The following is a 20,973-nucleotide window of genomic DNA, read 5'->3' as shown; positions in this document are numbered from 1 at the left end:
TTCGGTGATAAGGATGTAATCAGAGCGAAGAAGCAAAACCAGTCCTGATGTGAGATCCGTTATGACGCGACCCCGTTTCCACCTCGCCTTTCCTGTCAATGATCTTGAGGCGGCGCGCAGTTTCTATGCGGGTCTGATGGGGTGTTCTGAGGGGCGATCTTCGAACAACTGGATTGATTTCAACATGTTCGGTCATCAGGTGGTGGCTCATCTGGCGCCCGAGGAGTGTGCGCCCGCCCAAACCGGCCATGTTGACGGGAAACAGGTTCCTGTTCGCCATTTCGGTGTCATCCTGGAATGGGATGAATGGCAAACCCTGGCTCACCGTTTTCGAAACGCAGGCACAGAGTTTGTCATCGAGCCCTATGTGCGTTTTGCCGGCGAGTCTGGAGAACAGGGAACATTCTTTGTTCGTGACCCCGCAGGGAATGCACTCGAATTCAAGAGCTTCCGCAACGATGACCAAGTGTTCGCCAGGTAATAATCCAAAGCCTGGAATGTTTTGACACGGTTACGGGCGAAATCCAGAATTCGCTTATGACAGGGGCCGATTCCACCGAAACCGGAGACATGACGCTGGCAACCAGACCCGTCATGGTACTACGCCATCGCAGACTTTATGGCGTGGCCATGGGGTTGCTCGTCATCATGAACGTCTACTCGACCGGCTGGGCGGTGATCGAGCTTCTGGTTGTGCTGCAAGTCTGGCCACAGGGCCTGTGGAACTGGGATGCGTATGGCTTTTTCGCATCGCTCAACTGGCAGCAGGAAGTCGCCTTCTATTCCTCGCTTGTCCTGTCGTGGGCGTGTGTCTGGTTGATGCTCCGGCGCAGCGCGATGACGGTGCCCGCTTTCCTTCTGTCCTTCATACTTTATCGAGTCGACAGCCTTATCCTGTCCACGAACGTGTTGTTCAATGGAATAGCCGGGTTTCCGACGTTTGGTCCGATCCTCGTTTTCCAGCTTTTGCTGACGACGCTGATCATCAATCTCTGGGCCGAGGATGTGCTGGATCGTGATCAGTTCTGGAAGAAGAAGCGCTAGCCGGCCTCGATCGTCTCGACCGTCAGATTGTCATTGGTGTAGACGCAGATGCGCGATGCGATGGCCATGGCCTTGCGGGCGATGACTTCCGGATCGTCTTCATAATGCATCAGGGCGCGCGCCGCGGAGAGGGCGTAATTGCCTCCGGATCCGACTGCGACAACACCGTCTTCCGGTTCCAGCACATCACCAGCACCCGTGAGCAGGAATGTCGCGTCGGCGTCGGCGACGATCAGCATCGCTTCAAGGCGCCGCATGTAACGATCCGTGCGCCAATCCTTGGCCAGCTCTACGCAGGCCCTGGCAAGCTGGGCCGGGTGTTGTTCCAGCTTGGCTTCGAGGCGTTCAAACAGGGCGAAGGCATCGGCGGTCGCGCCAGCGAAACCGGCGACAACCCGACCACCCGCCAGGCGGCGGACCTTTTTGGCATTGCCTTTCATGACCGTGGGCCCGATCGAGACCTGGCCATCACCGGCGATGACCAGCCGACCACCCTTGCGAACCGCGCAGATCGTGGTTCCGCGCCATTGAGAGGCGTCTGCGTAATCCTGGGTCATGCTGGCAGCTCCGTTTCACGTGAAACCAAGCATTTGGCCAATCCGGCCTGCCGGATCAACCCCTTGGTCCAGAACGGAGTGTATTGTCAGGCCCTATTCACCCACGGCACGCGGGACAAAAGCGTCCTCGGCATACTCCATGAACTGGTCATACGGCATCGGACGGCCGAACAGGAAACCCTGGGCAAGGGTCGCGCCCATCGCCTTGAGCATGGTCATCTGTTCGGGTGTTTCCACACCCTCGGCGACCGTTTCCAGCTTGAGGGACTTGGCCATGGCCAGGATCGTCTCGACAACGATGCGGGCATGCGGATCCGTCGTCATGTTGCGGACAAAGCTCATATCGATCTTGAACACGTCGAACGGCATGCGGGTGAGATAGGCCAGTGATGAATGGCCGGTGCCAAAATCATCGATGGCGAAATTCACACCCTTGTCGCGCAGCGGCTGGACCTGTTCGATCACCCGCTCCGGATTTTCCATGGCAATCGATTCCGTCAGCTCGAGCTCGAGCAGGTGCGGAGGCAGTTCGGCGTCTTCAAGAGCATCAAGTACACTCTGCGAGAAGCCTTCGCGGTCGAACTGCATCGCCGACACATTGACGGCGACCGGGATTTCCAGCCCTGCAGCACGCCAGGCAGCAGCCTGTTTGCACGCCCGGCGCAGGACCCAGTCTCCAATTTCACCAATCAGCCCGCATTCTTCCGCAGCCTCGATAAAAGCGCCCGGAGATAACAGTCCAGCCGTCGGATGCTGCCAGCGTACTAGCGCTTCAGCGCCGGCGATGGAACCGTCCTTCATCAGGACTTTCGGCTGATAGAAGACGACCAGCTCGTCTTTCTGTACGGCGTCACGAAGTTCGTTTTCCAGCACCAGGCGCTCGAAGGCGGACTGGTTCATGGTCGGCTCGAAGAATTGAGCAGAGGCACCACCGGCGCGCTTGGCGTGCGCCATGGCCAGGTCGGCATGACGCATCAGTGTTTCCGGGTCAGCGCCATCCTGAGGGAAGACAGCGACACCGATACTGGCACCCAGGAAGACCTGGTGGCCACCGATTTCAAACGGCAGACGGATAGCGTCGACAAGCTTGTTGGCGACACGCGCAGCGTCAGCACTGTCATGGATCTTGGGCAGGAGGGCAGTGAACTCATCACCACCCAGGCGGGCGACCATGGATGGATCGTCCATGCGGTCGGCAGCAAGATCACAGCCACGGACAACTTCGGTCAGTCGGCGACCGACCATCTCCAATAGGCGATCACCTTCGCCGATACCCAGACTATCATTGACGCGCTTGAAGCGGTCGAGATCGACGAACAACACAGCGCCGGAATGGTCTTCTTCCAAGGCGCGGCGAGCGACACGTTCAGTTTCCTTGCGAAAACGTTCCCGGTTCGGCAGCTCGGTGACCATATCGACATAGGCCAGGCGGTGAATGCGTTTCAGATTGCCGTCCAGGCGCGCAAACATGCGGTTGAAGGCATTGGCCAGAACTTCCAGCTCGTCGCCTGTATTGATGCGGATGCGGGTATCAAGTGTCTTTGAAGAGGCATGACGGGCTGCCTCGGTCAGCGTCTGGATCGGGCGCAGGGCGCGTCCCACGAGAAGCGCGGCCAGTGGCAGGAAAATGCCCAGAGCGAACAATGCCAGCAGGGCCTGGCGCTTGATCATGTCATTGCGCGAGGTCACCAGCTCGGTCAGTTCAAGCTGGGCGTAGATCACACCGGAAAGACGACGCTGGCTCGTATAGGCCGGCACTGCGAGTTGCAGAATCGTGCCGTTGAGTTCGTGACGGATATCACCGGCACCAAGTGAGGAAACGGCTATTGCGGAAGTGCGGATGTTTTCGGCGCTGGCCGGATCAGCAAGAGCCTCGACAAACAGCTCGCGGCGGTTGTTCACCGCGTAGATTTCGTCTGCACCCATATTGTCGCGCAGTTCTGTCAGGAACGCGCCGACAAACTCGACATCACGGGAATTGAAACTATCAGCCAGCCGGCTGGCCGCGGAACTGAGTGTAGCGACATTGCGATCGATCAGAAGGTTACGCGTCTCGCGCTGTGCGGACACGCTTTCCAACGTCATCAGCATGAACGTCATCGCGAAAATCAGAGCGCCGGTGAGAAGAGTGAACTTCATCACAAGCGAACGCATGACTCTCGACACCGCTTTGCGGATGGGCGCCATTTTTACCCCACACCACGGTCTTTTTGACCGTGTTTACTCCACCATTATTCGGGGCTGATTTCGTAATCGGCCCCTTTATCACGGAGTAATGTCTCACCAACCATTTGAGGTGTGGTTAATAGCGCTGGATTTTTTCAATAAATTCGAGAATTCGCATTTAGATCTTCTTTACGCCAGACCTATTCCGCCTTCCTCAATTAGAGATTTCAGGGCGGTCTCCGGACGCGCTCCGAAGTGGGAAATAATCTCCGCCGCGCAGATGACGCCCATTTTTCCTGCCTCTTCCAGGCTCAGATCACGGGCAAGTCCTAACAGGAAGCCGGCCGCAAACAGATCGCCGGCACCAGTGGTGTCCACGAGCTCGTCGACAGGCGCAGCAGCGACGGTCACAACCTCTTCACCGCGAACAATGACGGCACCCTTCTCGCTGCGGGTGATGGCAGCAACTTCGACGTCCTGGCCGACAAGGCGTACAGCTTCGTCAAAATCCTCGGTCTCATAAAGCGCAGTAATCTCGGCTTCATTGGCCAGCAGAATATCGATGTGATTGGCCACGAGGTGGCGGAAGGCTGCGCGGTGACGGTCGACACAGAACAGGTCGGACAGGGTCAGCGCCGTTCGCTTGCCAGCTGCTGCTGCCAGTTCTGCCGCGCGGACGTAACCTCGTTTGGCTTCTTCGCGGTCGAAGAGATAGCCCTCGAGATAGATGATCGAAGAAGCGCGAAGCTTATCTGCGTCGGCGGCAACATCTTCTTCAGTGACAAGCGCTGCGGCGCCCAGGAAGGTCGACATGGAGCGTTGCGCATCCGGGGTGACATTGATCAGGCAGCGCGCCGTGGCCGGGCCGTCTTTCAGTGGCGGAGTGTCGAAATCAACGCCAATGGCACGGATGTCATGCGTGAAGATCTCACCCAGCTGATCATCCGCGACCTTGCCAATATAGGCCGCCTTGCCGCCCATCGAGGCAATCCCGGCCACTGTGTTGGCCGCTGATCCGCCAGATGCTTCCTTTCCCGGTTCCATTACCGCATAAAGCGAGGTCGCCCGTTCCTCATCGATCAGGTTCATGGCGCCCTTGGGAATTCCCTGGCTTTCCAGAAAGGCGTCAGTGGCCGGAGAGAGAACATCGACGATGGCATTGCCGACAGCGAGGACATCATAACGGGATTGGGACATTCGTTTCTTCCAACTCAGGCGCAGGCGCGCGATGGGACATGTGTGCGAGAGGGTTAATCGCAGCGGGCAATCAGGGCAAGCCTTGCAGGCACGAAGATGAAGGCGTACGGAGCGCCTGTTATTGGATCCAATCGAGGTCAGCCCATGCGTGTCGCCTTTCTCACCGCAAGTTGCATGTTCAAGTCCAGCCCCGATGCTCGCAAGGACCACTGGGAACACGATCTGGAGTTCGGCGCGCTGCAGCCAGCTTGCGCGGCTGATGGTATCCAGCTGGAAGCGCGGATCTGGGACAGTCCTGATTTTGACCCGGGGTTTTATGACGCCATCGTGGTCGGCACGTGCTGGGACTATATGGAGAAACCCGAGGCTTTTGGTGCTTGTCTGACACGCTGTGCCAGAGAGAGTCGTTTGCTCAATCCGCTGGACATCGTGCGCTGGAACAAGCGCAAGACGTATCTCAAGGATCTTGCCGATCGCGGCGCACCGATGATCCCGACGGTATGGGCCGAGGCTGCCAATACCGAGACAATCAGCGAGGCTTTCGAAGCCCTGGGGTGTGAGGACATTGTTGTTAAGCCGGTCCTGGGCGCGGGTGCCTGGCGACAGGCGCGTATTCGCAAGGGTGAGCGAATGCCCGACGCCGGAGACCTGCCACCGGCAGAGTGCATGATCCAGCCTTTCCTGCCTTCGGTTTCCCAGGAGGGGGAATATGCCTTCCTCTTCTTCAACCGCCGTTTCTCTCATTGCGCACTGAAGCGGCCTGCGGCTGGCGATTATCGTGTCCAGTCGGAATATGGCGGCTCGGAAACCATCCACACGCCCAGCGAACAGGAACTCGCGCTGGCTAGCTCCGTGCTGGATTCGGTAGACGGTGACCTGTTGTACGCGCGTGTGGACATGTTGCGCGGTCTGGATGGTCAGCTCGCGGTGATCGAGCTCGAACTGATCGAACCCTATCTCTATCCGGAGCAAGGTCCCGAATTCGGCCCGAATTTCGCGGCGGCACTCAAGGCGCTCGCCGCGGGCTAGACCCGAGGAACAGCAAGGGCGTGCCGACGATAGCGGCGTGACCGAGCTAGGTCGGGGTCGGCGTCTTTTCCTTGAACTGGCAGATATCCTCGACCGCGCAACGCCAGCATTCCGGCTTGCGGGCCTTGCAGAGATAGCGTCCGTGCAGGATCAGCCAGTGATGAGCGCCCAGCTTGAATTCGTCCGGTGTGATTTTCTCGAGCCTTGCTTCCACTTCGTCGGGGTTTTTACCCGGCGCCAGCTTGGTTCGGTTTGAGACGCGGAAGATATGTGTATCCACGGCAATCGTCGGCTGCCCGAAGGCCTCGTTCAGCACGACATTGGCGGTCTTGCGACCCACGCCCGGCAGTTTGACCAGGCTGTCGCGATCAGCCGGCACTTCACCGCCGAAATCCTCGATCAGCATTTTGGACAGGGCGATGACATTCTTGGCCTTGTTGCGGAAGAGCCCGATCGTCTTGATGCGATCGCGCACATGATCTTCGCCGAGGGCAAGCATCTTCTCCGGGGTGTCCGCCTCCTCGAAGAGCTTTTCGGTCGCCTTGTTCACCCCCACATCCGTGGCCTGGGCTGACAGGGCCACAGCCACCACCAGCGTATAGGGATTGGTATAGTTCAGCTCGGTCTTGGGGTCCGGGCGGTCCTGGGCCAGGCGGGCAAACAGATCAAGCGCCTGCTCGCGATTGAGGCCGCGTGGCGCGCGTTTGGTCTTCTTGCGGGGTTTTGTCGTCTTGCTGGTCATGGCGGCAAACAAGCAGAGCTCTTGGGCGCTGTCATCCCGTTTGTTGCGCATTGGCCCGGGCGGAGGCGCGCCCTAGATTGATGGGTATGAGATCCATCGTGGAAACCTGGCCTGCAGAAGCCGAAACCGTCGAACGACATGACGGGCCCGTTTTCATGGATGCTGAACTCGCACCCAACCGGTCCCTGCGCAATCCGGCGTTTGTGGCCTTGATGGTCGCCATTGCCCTGATTTCCTTCACCGCCGGCATGTTGTTCATCACCATCGGTGCCTGGCCGGTCATGCCGTTTTTCGGCCTGGATGCCCTACTCGTCTGGATCGCGTTTCGCATTTCCTATCGCGATGGCAAGGCGCGGGAATGGGTGCGAGTGGATGCGCGCGATATCGAGGTCACGCGGCGTCATCCCACTGGGCATCTGCGTCGGTTCCGCCTGCCGACCGCCTGGGTCAAGCTGGATGTTATCAATGCCCGGGAGCATCACTCCCAGGTCGCGCTGAGAGCGCATGGCAAGGCTCTGATCCTGGCGTCCTTCCTGAGCCCCGATGAGCGGGGGGAGTTTGCCGACGCGCTGGCGTCGGCAATCAGCCGCGCGAGAAATGCAGGTCACGCGCAAGAACCGGGTGGAGTGGTGCACTGAGCGCGCTAGTCTGGGCGCATGACTGCACAGATCTACACACTCGACGAAGCCAGCCGCGATTATCCGCGCATCACCGAAGTGCTCGATTTTATCGGCGAGAATTGGCGTGAGCATCCGGACCTGGACACGCTCGCGGCCGAGGCGGGCCTGTCGCCGCATCATTTCCAGCGTGTCTTCCAGCGCTGGGTGGGTGTCAGCCCCAAGAAATATGTCGGCGCACTTGCGCATGGCGCCGCCCGCGAAGCCATCGATGACGGTGCCTGCATGCTGGATGCGAGTTTCGAGGCGGGGCTGTCAGGGCCTGGACGATTACACGACCTGTTCATTGCCCATGAGGCCGTCACCCCGGGCGATGCGAAACGGCGGGGGAAGGGTCTCAGCTTTCGCTGGGGTGTCGCACCTTGCCCGTTCGGCGATGCTATCCTGCTGATCGCGCCCCGCGGACTGTCAGCCCTGGCCTTTGCCGACCCCGATATCGAGGAAGGATTTGCAGATCTGCAGGCGCGCTATCCCGCAGCCAGCTATGAACGTGATGACGGGCTGGCACGGGAGTGGGCTGAGCGAATTTTTGTTCCAGGCGGCGAAGAAAAAATCCCGCTCGCGCTTTACGGAACACCCTGGCAGCGCCAGGTCTGGCGCGCCCTGCTGACCATCCCGCCCGGGGCCACGACCAGCTACAAGGCGATCGCGGAAATTGTCTGCACGGCCAAGGCATCCCGTGCTGTCGGAGCGGCGGTCGGAGCCAATCCGATTTCCTGGCTGATCCCCTGTCACCGCGTGCTCGCCGGCAATGGCAAGCTGACCGGGTATCATTGGGGTGTGGAACGCAAGCGCGCGATGCTCGCTTATGAGGCTGCGAGGCGTTAAACATAGGTCGCATGTACTCGACCTATGTCTATGCGGCCGTGTCGGCCATTGTTGCTTCGCTTGTCCTGTTCGGATTCTGGTTCCACCGTCATCGGCAATTGTCGATGGAAGCGCGGGAGGAATGGGAAGAACGCTCGGCGACACGGACCAAGACGGTCAAGGGTGTCGACCGGGAGCACTTCCTGCGCATCTATGTATCCGGTCATGAACCGCGATGGGCACTTTATGCAGGCGGAACCTTGCTGGTGGCCCTGCTGACAACGCCCGTCATGGGGGTTGGGCTGATGTGGCTGTGGCCGATCATCGTCCTGGGGCTGGATGGCGGACCCTGGTATGATGTCGGTTACTATCCGTGGATGTTCTACATGTTCTTTGGAATGTGTTTCAGCTGGGCTGGCGTCGCCTTTGTCATGGCCCGCCTCCACCATGTCCGCCGCCCCGAACCCTTCAACGCGGCCCTGATGCGTGCCCGCGGAGAACCGCTGGACGAGGTCGTCATCCCTCGCAAACGACCGGCCTGGGCCAAAAAAGTGCGACCGTTGGCCAAGGAAGGCGCGCAAGCTGCGATGATGAGCGAGCCCCCGGACGACCCAGAAGACCTTACGATTTCGGCAGCATGGGTTGAGGGAGAAAATTCGGAAACCCGGTTGGTGGTCTATTTCACTACCGATCGGGACGGCGCTGAGCTGTCCCAAGTGCCGGATCTTGAAATTTCGAAATCAAGTCTGAGCCGGGGAATTTCGGAACTAGAACTGGCCGTCCCCGATGTATCAGTATCAATCACTGAGGCATCCAATCCGGTAGTTATAGAGTTTAGCTCGAACGATGGCGGTCTGACCTATGAAGTGCGCACGCTCACTGAGGGTACATCAGGTGTTCTGATCGATGGTAGGTTCAAGCGCGCAGCTATTGTCACAGGACTTCAGTCTGTTCTTTATGTGCTGCGCGAAGAGCGCCCTGTTCGTTAGGTTTGCGTCGGATCAGGGAATATATCCGGCAACGTCACCTGTTTCGAAAGAAAGGGAGAACTGCGAATGCAATATCTCCACACCATGGTCCGCGTGACGGACATTGATGACAGCCTGCGTTTCTACCGTGACGGGCTCGGTCTGAAGGAATGCTCCCGTTTTGACAGTGAGCCGGGACGTTTCACCCTGATTTTCCTGGCGACGGACGAGGATATCGCGCGCGCGGGTTTCGAGCCGGGTTCCGGCAAGGTGCCCGATGGAATGCCCTGCGTGGAGCTGACCCATAACTGGGATCCGGAAGAGTATGGCGGTGGCCGCAATTTCGGGCACCTGGCCTATCGCGTGGAGAATATCTACGAGCTCTGCGCCCATCTCGATGCGATGGGATACACGATCAACCGTCCGCCGCGTGATGGTCATATGGCCTTCGTGCGTTCACCGGACGGCATCTCGGTCGAACTCCTCCAGCGCGGCCAAAGCCTCGCGCCGGAAGAGCCCTGGTCGTCGATGCAGAACACCGGCAGCTGGTAAGGCGCTTCAGACCGAACTTTCACCATAGGGATCGCGGGCCTTCATGTCGGCAAACGTCTTTCCGGGTTCGTCCTCGAAAGACTCGGCCAGAACCGTGAGGCGCTCGATCCGATCTGCCCGGAAATGCCTGAAATCATTTCGCATCTCGCACCAGGCCGAGAGCAGCCAGACGCGCCCGAAACAGGTCAGCGCCAGCGGACGTACAATCCGTGTCGTGTTGTCATCACTCAGCGCTGTGTAGCGAATGCGCAACTTGCGGCGATCGGCGATAGCGTTGCGCACCGGGGCAAAGGCCTCGGGGCGCACGGTTTCATCCAGCATGGTCGCGAACAGGGGTGCGGAGCGAAGACGCTGTCTGTGCGTATCCGGCAGAGCGTGTTCGATCTTCGACAGAGCTTCGGCGGCGGCGGAAGCGAGGTCCTTGTCGCCGGTCGCCCGAACAAAACGCGCGCCCAGGGCCAGCGCATCGAGTTGTTCAAAGCTGAAGGTCATCGGCGGCAGATCAAAGCCCGGGCGCAATACGTAGCCGACACCGGCTTCGCCATCGATGGGGGCGCCGGAGCCGATCAGATGGGCGATGTCCCGATAGATAGTGCGCTCGGAGACTTCGAACTTCTCGCCCATTTCCTGCGCGGTGACAGCGCCGGGTGCGGCCTCCCGAAGAGCCTGGACAATGCGGATCAAACGTTCGGCGCGTCTCATGACGTCTCCTGACCAAATCGAATGTCGGGAATATGTCAAGATTTGCAAAACACAGCAAGCCGGACCCCTCATGACAGGAGGCTGACAGTAGGGGCGCGCTAAATCCTTGGGGTGTTCACCCCAACAGGAGATCTGAAATGTCCAAACCCGTATTCGAAATCGTCACTTATTCTGTCAAAGATCCGGCCGAAGCCCAGAAGGTCCGCAGCGGCCTGAAATCCGTTTTGTCGGCTTTTCCGGGATTTGTCAGCTGGCGGCAGTTTGCCTCGGCGACCAGTGATCGCCGATTTGTCGACCAGGTCGAATGGGTCAGCCTTGTTTCCGCGCAATCCGCACAGGAGAAATTCATGGCTGACCCGGCGGCCCAGGCGTTGATGGCCCAGACCGAAGAGGTCCATGCCATGACTCATGTGGTGGAGCAGGTCTAGGCGGCGACAACGTTCTGCATGGTATAGAGGGCTGGCTCACGGCCCTCTCCATCTGCAAACATCCACCGTGCCGCTTCCAGGGCACCATTTGCGAAAATGCGCCGGTCAAACGCCCTGTGCGATATGGTGATCTCCTCCAACTCCGCGATGAAGCGGACGGAATGCTCACCGACAATCGAGCCTCCACGGGAGGTTGCGAAACCAATCGTTCCGGTTTCGCGCGGGCCCATCGAGCCTTCCCGGCTCCAGATGGCGGCTTCCTCGAGGAATATGCCCCGCTTCTTTGCCGCCGCTCTGCCGAGCATGACGGCGGTGCCTGACGGAGCGTCAGCTTTCATCTTGTGGTGGGTTTCCGTGATTTCGATATCCCAATCGCGTGCTGGCAAGGCGGCGGCCTGAGCGACCAGGGCTTCGGCAACAGCAACGCCCAGCGAAAAATTGCTCGCTTGCAGAATGGCAATGCTTTGAGCGGCAGCGCTCAGCATCTCCTCCTGTTGAGCGGTCAGACCTGTCACACCCGATATCAGGGCCGGTCCACCCAGGGCCGCCAGACGCTGAGCGGCGGACACTGTGGTTCCCGGCAAGCTGGAATCGATTACCAGATCGGCACTTTCAACGGCTTCTTCCAGATGTGTTTCCGCTGATACGCCGATGGGGCGGCGCTCAAGTATCTCGCCGATATCATGGCCGGCAAACTGGGATTCCCCGCGCACCAGCGCACCGACGAGCTGACAATCAGAACTGTCAAGAATGGCGGAGGAGATGGCGCGGCCGAGGCGGCCTGTCGGGCCAAGCACGGCGATACGGATCGGTCGGGTCATGAGGTGGCTCCAAGCACGAGATCAGCGACTTTCTCGAAGAGGTAGGAAGCGATGATGGGCAATACCGGGATCAGGATATAGAGCGCAAAACGCTGCGTCACCGAGGGAGACAAAGGCCATTCGGGACGTTGTTCAATCCATTGCTCATAATCCGTCAGTCCGGCCAGGGCGGATGCCGCCTCTACATCGCCCGCCAGTGCAGCATCCCGCAGCAAGGCCATGCGTTCATGGATGCGTTCGAGTTCGGCTGATTTGGCTTCGCGGATCTGTTCATGGGCGGGTTTGACAGCGCTCCAGAAGACCCACATGCCACCCGCTATGGAAATACCGATCGAGATCAGGCCCACGGTCATCTGAGAGGGGGCGGCGACGAACAACAGGAGTACAGCGGCCATCAACAGCCAGGACAGCGCAGCACGCAGGCCGATGCGTCCGAGCACATGCAGCCTGTCGAGATGATAGAGATCAACTTGCAGATGATCCCGAACCAGCGTCTTCAGCTCGCTGCTTTCGCGCGCCACATCTACACCAGCGCGCACGCCAAGACCGTAAAGGAAGGGCGCAAAGACCAAAAACCACAGTCCGATCGAGGAGAGATAGCGTTCCAGGGTACCGGCATTTACAACGATCATGAAGGCGTTGAAGCCAAGCCCGGCAAGTGCCCCTGCCGCGAAAAAGCCCAGATAACGCCCTCGCCAGCTCACCGGTACACCAGCCGCGAAGGCGCGGGCTGCATTTTCACCCGAGGGTTTGAGCGCTCGAACCAGATCTTCTTCCACTGCTCTCCACAGGCGAACACCATTTTCGCTGAGCGAGAGTGCCGAGGTGAGGATCATGGACAGGACAAAACCGATCCAGACAACACTCGGAAAGCTGATCGAGCCGTCGGCTGCAACTTCATAGATCGGTGGGCGTTGCGTGATATGGCAGATCAGCAGGAAGCTACCGAAACTGATCACAAAAATCGCAATGGTTGTGCCCCAGAAGCCGAACGGAGAGCGGCGATAGAGAAGGTTCTCCATCGGCGTATAGCGGTCAGACTTGGGGTCGAGTTCAGCGTGTGGCATCGGCGCGAAACTAATCCGAGCCGAGTGGCGATGTCACGATGCGATTTTTCCGAGTCGTGGCCTAAGCGCTCGGGCGGCCGTCCTCGGTGGTAACGTCGTCCCAGAACTGTTTGACACGATTGAAGAAACCGGCGCTGTCAGGATTGCAGTTCTCGCCGGAAAGATCGCAGAACTCCTTCAGCAATTCCTTTTGTCGATCACACAGATTGCGCGGAGTTTCCACAAAAAGCTCTACGATCATGTCGCCTCGCGTGCCGCCACGCAGACGGGGCATGCCCTTGCTGCGCAGGCGCATGCGGCGGCCAGTCTGGGCGCTTTCCGGGATTTTCATCTCGGCCTTGCCGCCCTCAATCGTCGGGACCTGGATGGAACAGCCCAGAGCGGCCTGGACCATGGAGGACGGGGCTCGGCAATAGAGATTAGGGCCGTCACGCTCGAAAATCTCGTGTGCGCGGACGGAGATGAAGATGTAGAGATCGCCGCGAGGACCACCGCGGGCTCCGGCTTCACCTTCGCCGGCGAGGCGAATGCGGGTTCCATCCTCGACCCCGGCAGGGATGGTGACGGAGAGCGTACGGTTCTTGCGGACACGACCCACGCCATCACATTCCTGACATGGGGTAACGATGTATTTGCCGCGACCACCACATTGCGGACAAGTCTGTTCCATGGTGAAAAAGCCCTGGCTGCGGCGAATGCGGCCAGCACCATGACAGGTCGGGCAGGTTTCAATCTCGGTGCCGGGCTCATTGCCTTCGCCATCACAGCGTTCGCACTCCAGCGCCGTTGGAACCTCGATTTCGGCTTCCTTGCCGTTGAAGGCGTCTTCCAGGGTAACTTCGAGGTCGAACCGGAGGTCTGCGCCACGGGCCGGACCATTGGAGCGTCCGCCGCCACGGCGTCCGCCCATTCCACCCATGCCAAAGACCTGCTCGAAGATATCGGCGAACTCGGCCGCGCCGGCGCCACCGCCGAAAGGACCCTGGCCGCCACCGCCCATTCCGCCCTGTTCAAAGGCAGCATGGCCCATGCGGTCATAAGCGGCGCGCTTGTCTGCATCGGCGAGCACGGCATAGGCCTCGCCCACTTCCTTGAAGTTGGCCTCGGCTTCCTCGTCGCCCGGATTGCGATCTGGATGGTATTTCATCGCGAGCTTGCGGTAGGCGCTTTTCAGCTCCTTTTCGTCAACACCCTTGGAAACCCCGAGGATTTCGTAGAAATCGCGCTTGCTCATCTGTTTTCACCATTGGGCAGCACCAGCACCGCGTTCTGACGCATTTGCTGGGCGACCTCATATCCATGTTCAAGACACAGGCCCGGCGCACCATCGGTAATGGCAGCGCCTGCATGCAAGGTCTCGAGCAATACTGTTCGTGGCCATTTTTCACGCGGCCACATCTTGAAGAAGGCCGAGAGCACAGGCTCTTCGAAACCTTCGATATCCATTTTCATGATGTCGACATGGTCGACACCGGCGTCTTCCAGCACCATCGACAGGGGTTTCATCGGGATGGTCCCGTCTTCATCCGTGTCATTGATGCGGACTTCGCCGCGATTGCGATCATCCTGGATCAGGCTGATCAGCTTTTCCTCAGCGCCAAGCGCGAAAGGTGCGACGTGAACATTCTTTGCATGTGATGCCTGAAGATTGAAATTCAAGCGCCGGCGGTTTTCTTCGTCAGGCTCGACCGCGATTACCTTCACAGGGCGATCAAACTTGCGGGCATCTGCGAGGACGGAAAGCGTGTAAAGACCGGCATTGGCTCCGGCGTCGAGAAAGACCAGAACGCGTTCGCGCGGGATGTTGCGGATGGCGTCGCGAATTGCGGTGCGTTCCCCACTGTCCCAGGTTTTAGAGCCGACAAAGGCGCGTTTCTCACAGCGATTGTCGCGCATGTGGACACGCGCATGCTGGCCGGGGAAGACCTCGACATCCGCGATATCACGGCCACCCGACATCAGGATGCGTCGAACCACGCTCTCCGCTGCGCGACGCATGCGGTCGCCGGGCAGTTTCATGGCGGCACGGCGTAGCCATTCCTCCGAAGGAGAAAGAGAAAACGCCCCGTAGGGCGAGGATACCGGGTCGAATTCGCTCATGACCGCCCCCTAAAGCCTGACCGGCCGGGCTTACACCCGGCCGGTTTGATCAGACCTTAAGCGTCTTTTTTGGCGTCGTCGTCAACTTCGGAGAATTCCGCGTCGACAACATCATCATCGCCAGAGGCCTCGGCACCGCTCTCTTCAGAGCCGGCTTCAGCCTGTTGGGCGGCATACATGGCTTCACCAAGCTTCATGGCAGCCTGTACCAGGGCCTGGGTCTTTTGCTGGATAGCTTCGAGATCTTCGCCATCCTTGACCTCTTTCAGCTCGTTCAGTGCGGTTTCGATGGCGTCCTTGTCGGCCGCCGGAACCTTGTCACCAAATTCCTCGAGCTGTTTCTCGGTCTGGTGGATCATGGCTTCGGCACCATTGTGGGCCTCGACCAGTTCACGCTGTTTCTTGTCCGCTTCGGCATTGGCCTCGGCGTCCTTGACCATCTGGTCGATATCGCCGTCGGACAGACCACCGGAAGCCTGGATGCGGATCGCCTGTTCCTTGCCGGTCGCCTTGTCCTTGGCGGACACGTTGACGATGCCGTTGGCGTCGATGTCGAAAGTGACTTCGATCTGCGGCACACCACGCGGAGCCGGCGGAATGCCTTCCAGGTTGAACTGACCGAGTTCCTTGTTGTCGGCCGCCATTTCGCGCTCACCCTGGGCGACGCGGATGGTCACGGCGTTCTGATTGTCATCGGCCGTGGAGAAGACCTGGGACTTCTTGGTCGGGATGGTCGTGTTGCGCTCGATCAGGCGGGTGAAGACACCGCCCAGCGTCTCGATGCCCAGCGACAGCGGGGTCACGTCGAGCAGCAGGACGTCTTTCACGTCACCCTGCAGTACGCCGGCCTGGATGGCGGCACCCATGGCAACCACTTCATCCGGGTTCACACCCTTGTGCGGGTCCTTGCCGAAGAAGGACTTCACGGCCTCCTGGACTTTCGGCATGCGGGTCATACCGCCGACCAGCACCACATCGTCAATGTCAGATGCGGACAGGCCGGCATCTTTCAGGGCTTTCTTGCACGGCTCCAGCGTACGCTTGACCAGGTCCTCGACCAGGGCTTCCAGCTTGGCGCGGGAGAGCTTGATGTTGAGGTGTTTCGGGCCGGACGCGTCCGCGGTGATGAAGGGCAGGTTCACTTCATAGGAGGTCGCAGAAGACAGCTCTTTCTTGGCTTTCTCCGCTTCTTCCTTGAGGCGCTGGAGAGCCAGCTTGTCGGCCTTCAGGTCAATGCCGTTCTCTTTCTTGAACTCGTCCGCAAGGTATTCAACGATGCGCAGGTCGAAGTCTTCACCACCGAGGAAGGTGTCGCCATTGGTCGCCTTCACTTCGAAGACACCATCGCCGATTTCCAGGACGGAGACGTCGAACGTACCGCCGCCGAGGTCGAAGACAGCAATGGTCTTGCCGTCGTTCTTTTCCAGGCCATAAGCCAGGGCCGCTGCGGTCGGCTCGTTGATGATACGGAGCACTTCCAGACCGGCGATCTTGCCGGCGTCCTTGGTCGCCTGACGCTGGGCATCATCGAAATAGGCCGGGACCGTTATGACAGCCTGGTCGACTCCCTGGCCGAGATAGCTTTCAGCGGTCTCTTTCATCTTCTGCAGGATGAAGGCGGAGATTTCGGACGGCGCGTATTTCTTGTCGCGGCCCTGGACCCATGCCGCATTATTGTCGGACGGGACGATCTTGTAAGGCACCATGCCGGCGTCTTTCTGGACCGTCGGATCGTCCATGTTGCGGCCGATCAGGCGCTTGATGGCGAAGAAGGTTTGTTCCGGGTTGGTGACAGCCTGGCGACGCGCCGGCTGACCGATCAGGCGCTCGCCGTCTTCGGCGAAGGCCACGAAGGACGGCGTCGTGCGCATGCCTTCGGAGTTTTCGATGACTTTAGGCTGACCGCCCTCCATCACTGCGACACAGGAATTGGTGGTACCAAGGTCGATGCCGATGACCTTACTCATATTTTCTCTCCGTATTCTCGGCGGAACTGTCCCGGCCGGGCCTGACCTTCGAGCGAAGCGCCAGACGCCGCGTTTGACAGCCCCCGCGGGGATCGTCTGTTAGCTACCGGTGATGCCGACACCGGTCAGTGGTTCAAGATTGGCGGGGAATACCCCTGCCGTTGATAGGCGATTTAGGTAGTGCAGGCAGAGAGCGCAAGCCTTGTAACAGAATCAATTTCAATGCTGTGCAGTCATATGAGATGCACCGGGCCAGCCGATCGCAGGAAGCGGGCTGACCAAAGCGGGAGTGGCGGCCTATATCTTCGGTATGACCGACGCCTTTTCCATGCCCGCCGGATTTCGCTACCTGCCCGAATATTTCGGTCGGAACGACCAGGCCGAGCTGATCCAGGCGGTTCTGGGTGCGCTCGCCAGCGCGCCTTTCTGGCGCCCGGCCATGCCGCGAACCGGGCAACCCCTGTCCGTGCTGATGACCAATTTCGGTCCGCTAGGCTGGGTGACCGACAAGGAGAAGGGCTATCGCTATGAGCCGTCACATCCGCAGACCGGCGCAGCCTGGCCTTCATTGCCGCAAAAGCTTCTGAGCCTGTGGCAGGAGGTGGCGAATTATCCGGCCCCGCCGGAAGCGTGTCTGGTTAACTGGTATGCGCCGACCAGCAAGATGGGCATGCATATCGACTGGGACGAGGAGGCAACGGATGCCGCCGTGGTCTCGATCTCGCTGGGGGACAAGGCGCGTTTCCGCCTCGGCGGCCCGAAGCGAGGCGGCAAGACGGCGTCCATGGTCCTCTCCTCCGGCGATGTGGTCGTGCTGGGCGGTGATGCACGCCGCTGTTATCACGGTGTGGACCGGATCTATCCGGGCACCTCGACACTGCTCCGCGAAGAAGACTTCCCGGGTGGCGGGCGCATCAATCTGACGATGCGACGGGTAACGATTCCGGCTTCGTCTCCCGAGTAATCGCCGGAGTGTTTCGGTGCTCGTTAGTGTCGCGAACGACTTCAAACCCGCGCGCTTCTGGGCAGTTTTCCCCAGTGAGAAATGATCCGACGGTCATCTCCCTTTCCCACCGGACTTCCGCAATCGGTTGAGCGCGTACAACACGAATATCTGACGGTATGCCCGACAAACCGGACAAGGCCTCGCGGATGCCGACAATGATACTATCCCCAGCCGGGCCATCCCCTATTCCATGCGGCCCGACGATCCGGACGCCGCCCATCGCCAGCACATTGGCCACTTCCGGCTCGACCCGGAAAACCGGCGTTCCCCGACCGTAACACACCGTGGTGGAATTCGGGTATGAAATCGTCTGATAGCCCGCGATTACGTAGTCCCCGGGAGGGAGCTGCGTCACGTAGGCACTGGTCTGGTACTCCGCGAGCGGCGTTCGGATGTGGACGTAGTTAAGCTCGTTGCCCATCCCGACGGTCAGGACCCGGCGCGGCCCGGAAAAGGCGCCGGCTTCCAAGTCCACGCCTTCCAGAATGAGCATGTGCCCGCGAGCAAGCGAACGGTCGATCAGCACAAGGGCATCGTCGCCGGTCGGGTCGAAGCTGTAACTTGACGGCAAGGTGGATGCGCAACCTGCGGCGAACAGAGCCGCCAAAAACAAAAGTACCCGCATGTATTCCTCCCAGTACACGTCCTCTACGTGTATACTGCTCTCTCACATGTGATCAAACGCCCGGCTTAGACATTGCCCCGATCTAGGCAGTAGGCCTCGCCTTGCCGGACTTGCGGGTAGCCGTATGGCAGCAAGAAAACTCGGTGCGTGGTGTCTGGGTAGGCGATCAGCACCGCAGCCTCCCACTCCGAAACCAGTATGGAATAACGCATGCGGTCCAATTTTGACATGACGATGTTGTGGCGGTCGGCGACGTCGCTGACATTTTCGTATCCGCCCACGACGCAAACATGGGACCAGGCTGGCCCGGGAAATTGTCGCCAGTCGATGAACAAATTGGACGTGTCACCACGGTCGAGTGACGCCCGCGACTCGTCGACCCTTTGCATGATCCAGCGATAGTGCGGATCGCTGCGTTGATATCGGAATGGCTTGTAGGCAATCAGCAGAAACGCCGCACTGAGCAGCAGTGCGAACCAAAACAATATCCACCGCATAATATTTCCTCGTGCATCCGGTCCGGTGAAGGTTAAATCGAGATCAGGGCACGCACCCCAGCCGCCCCGACCGTCACTATAAATACCGGCAGCATGATCCTGACCACGCGAACCGCCCAGCTTTCGGGCAGGAAGAGGATGTCGCGTACCCAGCGCGGATCATCCTCGGCGACACCGGACCAGCGGCGGGCCAGGGTTTGCAGGATACAGCGTCCGCCATTGAGCTGGAGCCCGACGAAAATACCGATCGGCGGCAGCAGCGCCCACAGGGCCAGTGTCTGGCCCTGGCCGCTCAGGGCATACCAGCCCAGCGGCCCCAGTGTCGCTATACAGACGGCAAAGACAAGGGTGTGAACAAGCTGGAGCAGGAAAAGCGGCGACATGCCCCTAGTGCTGCTCGGGCAGGTCCTTGTCGTCAAGTTCGTCCATCACAGGCATGAAGCGCATATCGGTCATCGGTACAGAACGGCCGTGCTCCTGAACGATCCTGACATGTTTGCGCTTGAGGCCGCGCGGCTCCGATACCCCGCAGGAATGCGCGATCATCTCGACATGTTTGACCACCGTATGCGCGTACTCGGCGACCCGGTCGGCCTTGTCCTTGACCACCAGCCCGCGCTGCAGGCTTTTCTTGTGCGTGGTAACGCCGGTTGGACAGGTGTTTTCGTGGCATTTCAGCGCCTGGATACAACCGAGCGAGAACATGAAGCCCCGCGCGCACTGGACGAAATCAGCGCCGGAGGCGAGCGCCCAGGCGACGGCACCGGGAATGATCAGCTTGCCCGAGGCAATGACGCGGATGCGTTCGCGAAGGCCATGGCGTCGCAGGATTTCCGTGACCATGGGCAGGCTTTCCCGGATCGGCAGGCCGACATTGTCCATCAGGGCCATCGGGGCCGCGCCGGTACCGCCATCGCCGCTATCCACGGTAATGAAATCGGGCGCGCTGTCCTCGCCGCGGCCCTTGATGGCAACGGCCAGCTCGTCCAGCCAGCCATAGGCGCCGACAACAAACTTGATACCGACGGGCAGGCCCGACACGTCGCGAATGCGGGCAATCATGTCCAGCAGGTCCTCGACACTGTCGATCTCAGGGTGGCGATTGGGCGAGATGGACGCCTTGCCGACCGGGATGCCGCGGATCCTGGCGACTTCCTTGTTCACCTTCTCGGCGGGCAGGATACCGCCCTTGCCCGGCTTGGCGCCCTGCGAGAGCTTGAGTTCGAACATCTTGACCTGGGGCGTGGCGGCGACTTCGCGCAGCTTGTCGTCAGAGAGATTGCCCTGTTCATCGCGTACGCCATACTTGGCGGTGCCGATCTGGAAGACGATGTCGCAGCCGCCCTCCAGGTGCATCGGCGACATGCCGCCCTCTCCCGTATTGTACCAGACGCCCGCCTTGGCCGCGCCGCGCGAGAGCGCCCTTACAGCCGGCTTGGACAGGGCGCCATAACTCATGCCCGAGATGTTGAAGAAGCTCGGCGCATCATAGGGTTCGCGGGCAAAGGGCCCGATCCGCAAGGGCTTGGTGGCGGCGCCATCATCATCAAGAACCGGGAAGGGGCAATTGACGAAAATGGCGGTGCCAACGGGGGTCAGTGGTTTGGTCGAGCCGAAGGGGATGGTGCCGCCCTTGCCCTGCGAGGACCGGTAGACCCAGTCGCGCTCGGCACGGTTGAAGGGCAATTCCTCACGGTCCATGGCAAAGAAATACTGGCGAAAGAATTCCCCCAGCGTTGTGAACAGACCCCGGAACCGGCCGACCACCGGATAGTTGCGGCGCACGGCATCGGCCGTCTGCGTGGTGTCGCGTGCATACATCAGGATGGCGATCGCGACGCCAATACCGACAGCGAGAATGAAAAGCTGGGTGAGGATGTTCATCACATCCATCGCCCATTGCGGAAGACCCATCATACCTACAGCCCCAATTGAACTAGGCGTATCATGCAAAAGCGCCCGCCATTTGGCGAGCGCTTCTCGTGGATCTGGCGAATTTTTGAGGCGGCGTGATGGATGGG

The 20,973-nt window shown here is 59.8% G+C and carries 23 protein-coding genes; 9 read left to right on the top strand and 14 right to left on the bottom strand.

Features of this window, described 5'->3' with window-relative positions:
* Positions 1 to 61 precede the first annotated feature (61 nt).
* Both JJ889_RS01150 and JJ889_RS01145 read left to right on the top strand, forming a co-directional pair.
* The gene (locus JJ889_RS01150; RefSeq protein ID WP_291890926.1) at positions 62 to 481 is read left to right on the top strand and encodes a VOC family protein; all 420 of its coding nucleotides are present in this window, start codon (positions 62 to 64) and stop codon (positions 479 to 481) included.
* A 56-nt stretch (positions 482 to 537) separates the two neighbouring features.
* The gene (locus JJ889_RS01145) at positions 538 to 1,044 is read left to right on the top strand and encodes a hypothetical protein (RefSeq protein WP_291890925.1); all 507 of its coding nucleotides are present in this window, start codon (positions 538 to 540) and stop codon (positions 1,042 to 1,044) included.
* Here the strand turns inward: JJ889_RS01145 and hslV are convergent.
* The 3 genes from hslV to JJ889_RS01130 form a co-directional block, all read right to left on the bottom strand.
* Positions 1,041 to 1,601, bottom strand: a complete 561-nt coding sequence (gene hslV / locus JJ889_RS01140) for an ATP-dependent protease subunit HslV (protein WP_291890924.1) — start codon at positions 1,599 to 1,601, stop codon at positions 1,041 to 1,043. The genes JJ889_RS01145 and hslV overlap by 4 nt on opposite strands.
* Before the next feature lie 93 nt (positions 1,602 to 1,694).
* Positions 1,695 to 3,755 (bottom strand): EAL domain-containing protein, encoded by a 2,061-nt coding sequence (locus tag JJ889_RS01135; protein WP_291890923.1) that lies wholly within the window; start codon positions 3,753 to 3,755, stop codon positions 1,695 to 1,697.
* A 201-nt stretch (positions 3,756 to 3,956) separates the two neighbouring features.
* A complete protein-coding gene (locus JJ889_RS01130) occupies positions 3,957 to 4,964 on the bottom strand; it encodes an adenosine kinase (protein ID WP_291890922.1) in 1,008 nt (335 codons plus the stop codon).
* 144 nt (positions 4,965 to 5,108) lie between these two features.
* On the opposite strand from JJ889_RS01130, the gene JJ889_RS01125 reads away from it, so the two are divergent.
* Positions 5,109 to 5,993, top strand: coding sequence for a hypothetical protein (locus JJ889_RS01125; protein WP_291890921.1), 885 nt, complete (start codon positions 5,109 to 5,111; stop codon positions 5,991 to 5,993).
* Positions 5,994 to 6,039: 46 nt separating this feature from the next.
* On the opposite strand, the gene nth is transcribed toward JJ889_RS01125, so the two are convergent.
* A complete protein-coding gene (nth, locus tag JJ889_RS01120) occupies positions 6,040 to 6,735 on the bottom strand; it encodes an endonuclease III (RefSeq protein WP_366940043.1) in 696 nt (231 codons plus the stop codon).
* Positions 6,736 to 6,833: 98 nt separating this feature from the next.
* Here nth and JJ889_RS01115 point away from each other — a divergent pair, with 98 nt between their 5' ends.
* The 4 genes from JJ889_RS01115 to JJ889_RS01100 all read left to right on the top strand — a co-directional run bounded on the left by JJ889_RS01115 (position 6,834) and on the right by JJ889_RS01100 (position 9,739).
* Positions 6,834 to 7,373, top strand: coding sequence for a DUF2244 domain-containing protein (locus JJ889_RS01115; RefSeq protein WP_291890919.1), 540 nt, complete (start codon positions 6,834 to 6,836; stop codon positions 7,371 to 7,373).
* Positions 7,374 to 7,391: 18 nt separating this feature from the next.
* The gene (locus JJ889_RS01110) at positions 7,392 to 8,240 is read left to right on the top strand and encodes a methylated-DNA--[protein]-cysteine S-methyltransferase (RefSeq protein WP_291890918.1); all 849 of its coding nucleotides are present in this window, start codon (positions 7,392 to 7,394) and stop codon (positions 8,238 to 8,240) included.
* 11 nt (positions 8,241 to 8,251) lie between these two features.
* Positions 8,252 to 9,208: a hypothetical protein gene (locus JJ889_RS01105; protein ID WP_291890917.1), complete on the top strand. Its 957-nt coding sequence runs from the start codon at positions 8,252 to 8,254 to the stop codon at positions 9,206 to 9,208.
* Positions 9,209 to 9,274: 66 nt separating this feature from the next.
* Positions 9,275 to 9,739 carry a VOC family protein gene (locus JJ889_RS01100; protein ID WP_291890916.1) on the top strand — a complete coding sequence of 155 codons (465 nt, stop codon included), beginning with the start codon at positions 9,275 to 9,277 and terminating at the stop codon, positions 9,737 to 9,739.
* Positions 9,740 to 9,745: 6 nt separating this feature from the next.
* Here the strand turns inward: JJ889_RS01100 and JJ889_RS01095 are convergent, their stop codons facing one another.
* Entirely contained in the window at positions 9,746 to 10,441 is a 696-nt protein-coding gene (locus JJ889_RS01095; protein WP_291890915.1) for a YafY family protein, read from the bottom strand.
* Between the two features lie 137 nt (positions 10,442 to 10,578).
* On the opposite strand from JJ889_RS01095, the gene JJ889_RS01090 reads away from it, so the two are divergent.
* Positions 10,579 to 10,869 carry a hypothetical protein gene (locus JJ889_RS01090; RefSeq protein WP_291890914.1) on the top strand — a complete coding sequence of 97 codons (291 nt, stop codon included), beginning with the start codon at positions 10,579 to 10,581 and terminating at the stop codon, positions 10,867 to 10,869.
* On the opposite strand, the gene dapB is transcribed toward JJ889_RS01090, so the two are convergent.
* The 5 genes from dapB to dnaK all read right to left on the bottom strand — a co-directional run bounded on the left by dapB (position 10,866) and on the right by dnaK (position 16,824).
* Positions 10,866 to 11,690: a 4-hydroxy-tetrahydrodipicolinate reductase gene (gene dapB, locus JJ889_RS01085; protein WP_291890913.1), complete on the bottom strand. Its 825-nt coding sequence runs from the start codon at positions 11,688 to 11,690 to the stop codon at positions 10,866 to 10,868. The two genes, JJ889_RS01090 and dapB, sit on opposite strands and share 4 nt — an antisense overlap.
* Complete coding sequence (locus JJ889_RS01080) at positions 11,687 to 12,757, bottom strand: hypothetical protein (protein WP_291890912.1); 1,071 nt, start codon at positions 12,755 to 12,757, stop codon at positions 11,687 to 11,689. The genes dapB and JJ889_RS01080 overlap by 4 nt, the downstream gene beginning before the upstream one ends.
* A gap of 61 nt (positions 12,758 to 12,818) precedes the next feature.
* Positions 12,819 to 13,991, bottom strand: a complete 1,173-nt coding sequence (gene dnaJ, locus JJ889_RS01075; RefSeq protein WP_291890911.1) for a molecular chaperone DnaJ — start codon at positions 13,989 to 13,991, stop codon at positions 12,819 to 12,821.
* Complete coding sequence (locus JJ889_RS01070) at positions 13,988 to 14,857, bottom strand: FkbM family methyltransferase (protein ID WP_291890910.1); 870 nt, start codon at positions 14,855 to 14,857, stop codon at positions 13,988 to 13,990. The genes dnaJ and JJ889_RS01070 overlap by 4 nt, the downstream gene beginning before the upstream one ends.
* A gap of 56 nt (positions 14,858 to 14,913) precedes the next feature.
* A complete protein-coding gene (gene dnaK / locus JJ889_RS01065; protein WP_291890909.1) occupies positions 14,914 to 16,824 on the bottom strand; it encodes a molecular chaperone DnaK in 1,911 nt (636 codons plus the stop codon).
* 310 nt (positions 16,825 to 17,134) lie between these two features.
* Here dnaK and JJ889_RS01060 point away from each other — a divergent pair, with 310 nt between their 5' ends.
* Positions 17,135 to 17,788 (top strand): alpha-ketoglutarate-dependent dioxygenase AlkB, encoded by a 654-nt coding sequence (locus JJ889_RS01060; RefSeq protein WP_366940042.1) that lies wholly within the window; start codon positions 17,135 to 17,137, stop codon positions 17,786 to 17,788.
* On the opposite strand, the gene JJ889_RS01055 is transcribed toward JJ889_RS01060, so the two are convergent.
* From JJ889_RS01055 to JJ889_RS01040, 4 genes are all read right to left on the bottom strand, one after another.
* A complete protein-coding gene (locus JJ889_RS01055) occupies positions 17,739 to 18,455 on the bottom strand; it encodes a hypothetical protein (RefSeq protein ID WP_291890907.1) in 717 nt (238 codons plus the stop codon). The genes JJ889_RS01060 and JJ889_RS01055 overlap by 50 nt on opposite strands.
* 65 nt (positions 18,456 to 18,520) lie before the next feature.
* A complete protein-coding gene (locus JJ889_RS01050) occupies positions 18,521 to 18,952 on the bottom strand; it encodes a hypothetical protein (RefSeq protein ID WP_291890906.1) in 432 nt (143 codons plus the stop codon).
* A 32-nt stretch (positions 18,953 to 18,984) separates the two neighbouring features.
* Entirely contained in the window at positions 18,985 to 19,335 is a 351-nt protein-coding gene (locus tag JJ889_RS01045) for a hypothetical protein (RefSeq protein WP_291890905.1), read from the bottom strand.
* A 4-nt stretch (positions 19,336 to 19,339) separates the two neighbouring features.
* Positions 19,340 to 20,869, bottom strand: coding sequence for an FMN-binding glutamate synthase family protein (locus tag JJ889_RS01040; RefSeq protein WP_291890904.1), 1,530 nt, complete (start codon positions 20,867 to 20,869; stop codon positions 19,340 to 19,342).
* Positions 20,870 to 20,973: the final 104 nt, after the last annotated feature.

Origin of the sequence: Maricaulis sp., from assembly GCF_017643475.1 — a bacterium.
Classification (GTDB): Bacteria; Pseudomonadota; Alphaproteobacteria; order Caulobacterales; family Maricaulaceae; genus Maricaulis.
Note: the sequence above shows the minus strand (reverse complement) of the source record. Positions and strands in the feature narration are given on the sequence as shown.

Coding starts and splice junctions, on each gene's coding strand:
- JJ889_RS01100 (WP_291890916.1), top strand. CDS start 9,275: ATGCAATATCTCCACACCATGGTCCGCGTGACGGACATTGATGACAGC.
- dapB (WP_291890913.1), bottom strand. CDS start 11,690: ATGACCCGACCGATCCGTATCGCCGTGCTTGGCCCGACAGGCCGCCTC.
- dnaK (WP_291890909.1), bottom strand. CDS start 16,824: ATGAGTAAGGTCATCGGCATCGACCTTGGTACCACCAATTCCTGTGTC.
- JJ889_RS01090 (WP_291890914.1), top strand. CDS start 10,579: ATGTCCAAACCCGTATTCGAAATCGTCACTTATTCTGTCAAAGATCCG.
- hslV (WP_291890924.1), bottom strand. CDS start 1,601: ATGACCCAGGATTACGCAGACGCCTCTCAATGGCGCGGAACCACGATC.
- JJ889_RS01070 (WP_291890910.1), bottom strand. CDS start 14,857: ATGAGCGAATTCGACCCGGTATCCTCGCCCTACGGGGCGTTTTCTCTT.
- JJ889_RS01135 (WP_291890923.1), bottom strand. CDS start 3,755: ATGCGTTCGCTTGTGATGAAGTTCACTCTTCTCACCGGCGCTCTGATT.
- JJ889_RS01050 (WP_291890906.1), bottom strand. CDS start 18,952: ATGCGGTGGATATTGTTTTGGTTCGCACTGCTGCTCAGTGCGGCGTTT.
- JJ889_RS01045 (WP_291890905.1), bottom strand. CDS start 19,335: ATGTCGCCGCTTTTCCTGCTCCAGCTTGTTCACACCCTTGTCTTTGCC.
- JJ889_RS01110 (WP_291890918.1), top strand. CDS start 7,392: ATGACTGCACAGATCTACACACTCGACGAAGCCAGCCGCGATTATCCG.
- JJ889_RS01105 (WP_291890917.1), top strand. CDS start 8,252: ATGTACTCGACCTATGTCTATGCGGCCGTGTCGGCCATTGTTGCTTCG.
- JJ889_RS01130 (WP_291890922.1), bottom strand. CDS start 4,964: ATGTCCCAATCCCGTTATGATGTCCTCGCTGTCGGCAATGCCATCGTC.
- JJ889_RS01150 (WP_291890926.1), top strand. CDS start 62: ATGACGCGACCCCGTTTCCACCTCGCCTTTCCTGTCAATGATCTTGAG.
- JJ889_RS01095 (WP_291890915.1), bottom strand. CDS start 10,441: ATGAGACGCGCCGAACGTTTGATCCGCATTGTCCAGGCTCTTCGGGAG.
- JJ889_RS01040 (WP_291890904.1), bottom strand. CDS start 20,869: ATGATGGGTCTTCCGCAATGGGCGATGGATGTGATGAACATCCTCACC.
- JJ889_RS01060 (WP_366940042.1), top strand. CDS start 17,135: ATGACCGACGCCTTTTCCATGCCCGCCGGATTTCGCTACCTGCCCGAA.
- JJ889_RS01145 (WP_291890925.1), top strand. CDS start 538: ATGACAGGGGCCGATTCCACCGAAACCGGAGACATGACGCTGGCAACC.
- JJ889_RS01125 (WP_291890921.1), top strand. CDS start 5,109: ATGCGTGTCGCCTTTCTCACCGCAAGTTGCATGTTCAAGTCCAGCCCC.
- dnaJ (WP_291890911.1), bottom strand. CDS start 13,991: ATGAGCAAGCGCGATTTCTACGAAATCCTCGGGGTTTCCAAGGGTGTT.
- nth (WP_366940043.1), bottom strand. CDS start 6,735: ATGACCAGCAAGACGACAAAACCCCGCAAGAAGACCAAACGCGCGCCA.
- JJ889_RS01055 (WP_291890907.1), bottom strand. CDS start 18,455: ATGCGGGTACTTTTGTTTTTGGCGGCTCTGTTCGCCGCAGGTTGCGCA.
- JJ889_RS01080 (WP_291890912.1), bottom strand. CDS start 12,757: ATGCCACACGCTGAACTCGACCCCAAGTCTGACCGCTATACGCCGATG.